The organism is Streptomyces boluensis (genome assembly GCF_009908195.1).
GTDB classification, from domain to species: Bacteria; Actinomycetota; Actinomycetes; order Streptomycetales; family Streptomycetaceae; genus Streptomyces; species Streptomyces boluensis.
The window spans coordinates 1-5,354 of sequence record NZ_JAAAHS010000460.1 but is presented as its reverse complement, the minus strand read 5'-3'; the positions used below and the strand labels follow the sequence as shown (position 1 = coordinate 5,354).

Here is a 5,354-nt window from a genome sequence, read left to right as displayed (position 1 = left end):
GGGCGGGATTATGTCGTCTGCGGCATACACTGTGATGACGTGACTCAGCTCTACGCGGTCGAGATCGAACCCGAGGTGCGTGCCTGGCTGGAGGCTCTGCCCGCGTGACACTTCCTCAAGATCGACGAGTACGTAAGTCTGCTCGCCGAGCACGCGACGACCTTGGGTGAGCCGTTCGCGCGGCACCTCGGCGGCGGTGTGCGTGAGCTTCGGCCGACGCTCGATGGTGCGGCGATACGCATCACGTACTGGTTGACGCCGCACCGCACGGCCGTGCTGCTTACGGTGTTCCACAAGACGCGCATGCGCGTGGATGCCGAGGTGGAGCGGGCGAAGCGGGCGCAGAAGGTCTGTGCGGCCGAACACGGCCCCGCTCACGACGAGTTCGTGCGACTGATCGAGAAGGGAGAGGTCTGACATGGCACACAGCCGCTGGAAGACGCTGCGGGAACGCAAGCGGGCCGAGCTGCTCGCGGAGCCGGAGGACGTGGCGGAGGCCCGGCACGAGATTCGCCTTTCGATGGCGCTCGCGCAGGCCGTGTACGCCCGGCGCAGCGAGCTCGGCCTGACACAGAGCGAACTCGCGGACCGCTCGGGCCTGACCCAGGCGAAGATCTCCCGCGTCGAGGGCTCCGACACGGTCCCGACCCTGCCCCTCCTGGCGAAGCTGGCACGCGCACTCGACGCGTCGCTCAACATCGCACTGGACGGCGACAGCACGGAGGTCACGTTCACCGCGCACCACCACGACGCCGCCTGAGTGCTGACCGGCGCGGGCGTCGGCCTCAGTGGGCGGGCCGCAGCTCCGGTGGGGTCAGGTCCTCGCCCGGGACGCCGAAGTCGCCCTCCTTCCAGGCGGGGTCGTAGGCGCAGGCCGTGCCGATGCCGCCGTCGAAGTAGCCGTACTCGGGCCGCCAGCTGAAGCTCGTGCGCCGGTCGTCCTTCGTGGCGCGCAGCTCCCACTCGGTGGCCGGCGCGTTCCGCCCGTAGTCGGTGATGTTCCAGCCGTCCGCCTTCAGGCGGTCGCGCAGCCGGCGGAGCGCGGGCAGGGCCCGGTCTTTCGGCACGTCGGGCACGCCCCAGGAGTGGTGCAGCGAGTACGCCCCGTCCACCGACTCGTCGGCGAGGCTCTCCAGTCCGTCCGGGTAGCAGTAGTCCGCACTCAGGGTGTTCTCCGTGCTGACGCCGAGGTCCTCGACGCCGGGCGGCAGCGTGAGGTCGAAGCGGGTCGTCCGGTACAGCTCCTGGGACTCGGCCGTGAGCGCCTCGGCGGCCTGCTCCGGCGCGGTCGTCGGATAGTCCTCCGCCGTCGCCTGCTGCGCCCCGAACGTGACGATGACGCCGAGCACGATCAGCAGCGGGACAGCGACGATGACGCCGCAGCCGATCGCGACTCCCCGCGCGGCGCGCACGGCGGCGGGTGCCGGGTCCTTCTCGGGCTGCTCGATCTCGCTCATGCGGGCAACGTACGGCCGGGGCGGGCCCCGCACCCGAGTGCGCGTACCCACGGGCTGTGGGCGCGGATACTCAACCCGCACCCGCCCACCACACGTTCATTCCCCACCCAGCTGTGCAACTCCCCATACTCACCGGGCGCTCATCCCTCGAACCCCCGCTCGTATCCTCGGTTCATGACGGATCAGCACGCACCCCGGAGCCCGCAGCCGCCCACCGCCAACTCCATGCGCCGAGCGCTCAAGCGGGCCCGTGACGGGGTCGCGCTGGATGTGGGCGAGGCTGCCGTGCTGTTGCAGGCGCGCGGGGACGATCTGGAGGATCTCGCCGCGTCCGCCGCCCGCGTACGGGACGCGGGGCTCGAGGCCGCCGGGCGGGCCGGAGTGCTGACGTACTCGAAGAGTGTGTTCATCCCGCTCACCCGACTGTGCCGGGACCGCTGCCACTACTGCACCTTCGTCACCGTCCCCGGCAAGCTGCGCCGGGAAGGGCACGGGATGTTCATGTCGCCGGACGAGGTGCTCGACATCTGCCGGCGCGGGGCCGAACTGGGCTGCAAGGAAGCCCTGATCACGCTCGGCGACAAGCCCGAGGACCGCTGGCCCGAGGCCCGCGAATGGCTGGACGCGCACGGGTACGACGACACCATCGCGTACGTACGGGCCATCTCCATCCGGATCCTGGAGGAGACGGGACTCCTCCCGCACCTCAACCCGGGCGTCATGTCCTGGACCGACTTCCAGCGGCTCAAGCCCGTGTCCCCGTCCATGGGTCTGATGCTGGAGACCACTGCTGAGCGGCTGTGGAGCGAGCCCGGTGGGCCGCACTACGGCTCGCCCGACAAGGAACCTGCCGTACGGCTGCGGCACCTGGAGGACGCGGGGCGCAGCTCCGTGCCGCTCACCAGCGGGCTGCTCCTCGGGATCGGGGAGACGCCCGAGGAGCGCGCCGAGTCACTGTTCGCGCTGCGCCGTATCTCCCGCGCCTACCACGGCATCCAGGAGCTGATCCTGCAGAACTTCCGCGCCAAGCCCGACACGGCGATGCGCGGGATGCCGGATGCGGAACTGGACGACCTCGTCGCGACCGTCGCCGTCGCCCGGCACATCATGGGGCCCTCGGGCTGCCTGCAAGCACCGCCCAACCTCGTCGACGCCGAGTTCGCCCGGCTCATCGGCGCCGGTGTGGACGACTGGGGCGGCGTCTCGCCCATCACGCCCGACCATGTGAACCCCGAGCGGCCCTGGCCCCAGATCGAGGAACTCGCCGCCAGGTCCGCCGAGTCGGGCTTCCGCCTTGAGGAACGGCTGTGCGTGTACCCGGAGTTCATCCAGCGCGGCGAGCCCTGGATCGACCCCCGCGTCCTGCCGCACGTACGCGCCCTCGCCGACCCGGCGACCGGCCTCGCCGACCCGGACGCCGAGGTGCGCGGGCTGCCCTGGCAGGAGCCCGAGGACACCTTCGTCCCCTCCGGCCGCACCGACCTGCACCGCACCATCGACACCGAGGGGCGTACGCACGACCGGCGGGACGACTTCGACGAGGTGTACGGCGACTGGGAGTCCCTGCGCGAGGCCGCCAAGCCCGGCATGGCCCCGGAGCGCATCGACTCCGACGTACGCGCCGCGCTCGCCACCGCCGCCGACGACCCGACCCGGCTCACCGACGACGAGGCCCTCGCGCTGCTGCACGCGGACGGCCCGGCCCTCGACGCCCTCACCCGGACCGCGGACGACGTGCGCAAGTCGGCGGTCGGCGACGACGTCACGTACATCGTCACGCGGAACATCAACTTCACCAACGTCTGCTACACCGGCTGCCGCTTCTGCGCCTTCGCCCAGCGCCGCACCGACGCCGACGCGTACACCCTCTCCCTCGACCAGGTCGCCGACCGCGCCGAGCAGGCCTGGGACGTCGGCGCGGTCGAGGTGTGCATGCAGGGCGGCATCCACCCGGACCTGCCGGGCAGCGCGTACTTCGACATCGCGCGCGCCGTGAAGGAGCGCGTACCGGGCATGCATGTGCACGCCTTCTCCCCGATGGAGGTCGTCAACGGCGCGACCAGGACCGGGCTTTCGATCCGGGAGTGGCTCCAGGAGGCCAAGGCGGCGGGCCTCGACTCGATCCCCGGCACCGCCGCCGAGATCCTCGACGACGAGGTCCGCTGGATCCTCACCAAGGGCAAGCTGCCCACGGCCACCTGGATCGAGGTCGTCAAGACCGCGCACGAGCTGGGCATCCGGTCCTCGTCCACGATGATGTACGGCCACGTCGACCAGCCCCGGCACTGGCTCGGACACCTGCGCACCCTCGCCGGGATCCAGCAGGAGACGGGTGGCTTCACCGAGTTCGTCACCCTCCCCTTCATCCACACCAACGCGCCGGTCTACCTCGCCGGCATCGCCCGGCCGGGCCCGACCACCCGCGACAACCGCGCCGTCATCGCCATGGCCCGGCTGCTGCTCCACCCGCACATCCCCAACATCCAGACCAGCTGGGTGAAGCTCGGCACCGAGGGCGCCGCCGAGATGCTCCGCTCCGGCGCCAACGACCTGGGCGGCACCCTGATGGAGGAGACCATCTCCCGGATGGCGGGCTCCAGTTACGGCTCGTACCGCTCCGTCAAGGACCTCATCGCCATCGCCGACGCGGCCGGCCGCCCGGCCCGCCCCCGCACCACGCTGTACGGCGAGGTGCCCGAGGAGCGGCAGCGCGCGGCCCTGGCCTCGGACGGGCATCTGCCGGAGCTGCTTCCGGTGGTCGACTGAGACACCCGCAACACCCGGTCTCAACACCCGATCGAGACACCCGATTCGTACAACAACCGCACGTTTCCGGGCCTGAACGGTCAGTCCTGGTCGATTACAGTGCTGCGCACACGACTCGTGGGAGGGGGGCGCCGTGAGCGCAGCGGTGACAGCGGTCTGGGGCCGCGCCGAGCAGCAGGATTTCCGTAGCCGGGTACGCGGCTCCCTGCTCGGGGCGGCACTCGGCGACGCCCTCGGCGCACCCGTCACACGCCTCGGCCTGGAGGAGATACGTGCCGAGCACGGGGCCGAAGGACTGACCGATCTGGCGCCCGCGTACGGCAGGCGGGGTGCCGTCACCGCGGCCACGCAGCTCGCCCTGTTCACCGTCGACGGGCTGATACGGGCCCAGGTGCGGCGGGACACCGGGGCCTGGCACCCGCCCACGGACATCCACCGCGCGCACCGCCGTTGGGCCGTCACCCAGAACGAGTGGGGACCCGACGAGCGCCGCAAGGAGGACGGCTGGCTCGCCCGCGAGGAGTGGCTGTACACCCGCCGCGACCCCGCCCGCTCCTGCCTCGCCGGATTCGCCGACGACGCGATGGGCACCCTGGAGTCCCCGCGCGACCCCGCCGAGCGCGGCCACGAGGCGGTCACCCGCTCCGCGCCGTTCGGCCTCCTGGTCGGCTGGGAACCGCAGTTGGTGCTCCAGCTGGCCGTCGAGTGCGCCGCGCAGAGCCACGGCCACCCCGCCGCGTATCTGTCGGCGGGCGCGCACGCGGTGATCGTGCACGCGCTGGCCCGCGGTGAGTCCCTGGACGGCGCGGTGCAGCGGGCGCTGTCCCTGCTCGCCGCCCGGCCGGGCCACCAGCCGGTCACGGACGCGCTCAAGCAGGCGCTCGGCGCGGTACGGCAGGGCATGCCGAGCCCGGCACGGGTGGAGTCGCTTGCCGAGGAGGGTACGGGGGACGCGGTGCTCGGGGCGGCGGTGTACTGCGCGACGGTGTGCGAGGACATCCGGCACGGCCTGAAGCTCGCCGTGAACCACGGCGGCGACTCGTCCGCGGTGGCGGGCCTGACGGGCGCGATGCTGGGTGCGCTGCATGGGGAGACGGCGTTGCCGCCGGGGTGGGTGGCCGAGTTGGAGGG

5 protein-coding genes are annotated in these 5,354 nt (G+C 71.9%); 4 read left to right on the top strand and 1 reads right to left on the bottom strand.

From position 1 onward, the window contains the following. Nucleotides 1–120: 120 nt before the first annotated feature. Entirely contained in the window at nucleotides 121–417 is a 297-nt protein-coding gene (locus GUY60_RS33700) for a type II toxin-antitoxin system RelE/ParE family toxin (protein WP_312866524.1), read from the top strand. A gap of 1 nt (nucleotide 418) precedes the next feature. Further along, a complete protein-coding gene (locus GUY60_RS33695; protein WP_161704846.1) occupies nucleotides 419–760 on the top strand; it encodes a helix-turn-helix domain-containing protein in 342 nt (113 codons plus the stop codon). 25 nt (nucleotides 761–785) lie between these two features. On the opposite strand, the gene GUY60_RS33690 is transcribed toward GUY60_RS33695, so the two are convergent. Then, on the bottom strand, nucleotides 786–1,457 hold the full coding sequence (locus tag GUY60_RS33690) for a hypothetical protein (RefSeq protein WP_161704843.1): 672 nt from the start codon (nucleotides 1,455–1,457) through the stop codon (nucleotides 786–788). Between the two features lie 174 nt (nucleotides 1,458–1,631). Between GUY60_RS33690 and GUY60_RS33685 the strand changes: the two genes are divergently transcribed. Further along, a complete protein-coding gene (locus GUY60_RS33685) occupies nucleotides 1,632–4,223 on the top strand; it encodes a bifunctional FO biosynthesis protein CofGH (RefSeq protein ID WP_161704841.1) in 2,592 nt (863 codons plus the stop codon). A gap of 133 nt (nucleotides 4,224–4,356) precedes the next feature. Continuing rightward, nucleotides 4,357–5,354, top strand: a 998-nt coding sequence (locus tag GUY60_RS33680) for an ADP-ribosylglycohydrolase family protein (protein ID WP_161704839.1), incomplete at its 3' end; no start/stop codon positions are given.

What these genes read in the sequence shown, in the direction of transcription:
- GUY60_RS33695 (WP_161704846.1), top strand. Translation starts at nt 419, where the DNA reads ATGGCACACAGCCGCTGGAAGACGCTGCGGGAACGCAAGCGGGCCGAG.
- GUY60_RS33690 (WP_161704843.1), bottom strand. Translation starts at nt 1,457, where the DNA reads ATGAGCGAGATCGAGCAGCCCGAGAAGGACCCGGCACCCGCCGCCGTG.
- GUY60_RS33685 (WP_161704841.1), top strand. Translation starts at nt 1,632, where the DNA reads ATGACGGATCAGCACGCACCCCGGAGCCCGCAGCCGCCCACCGCCAAC.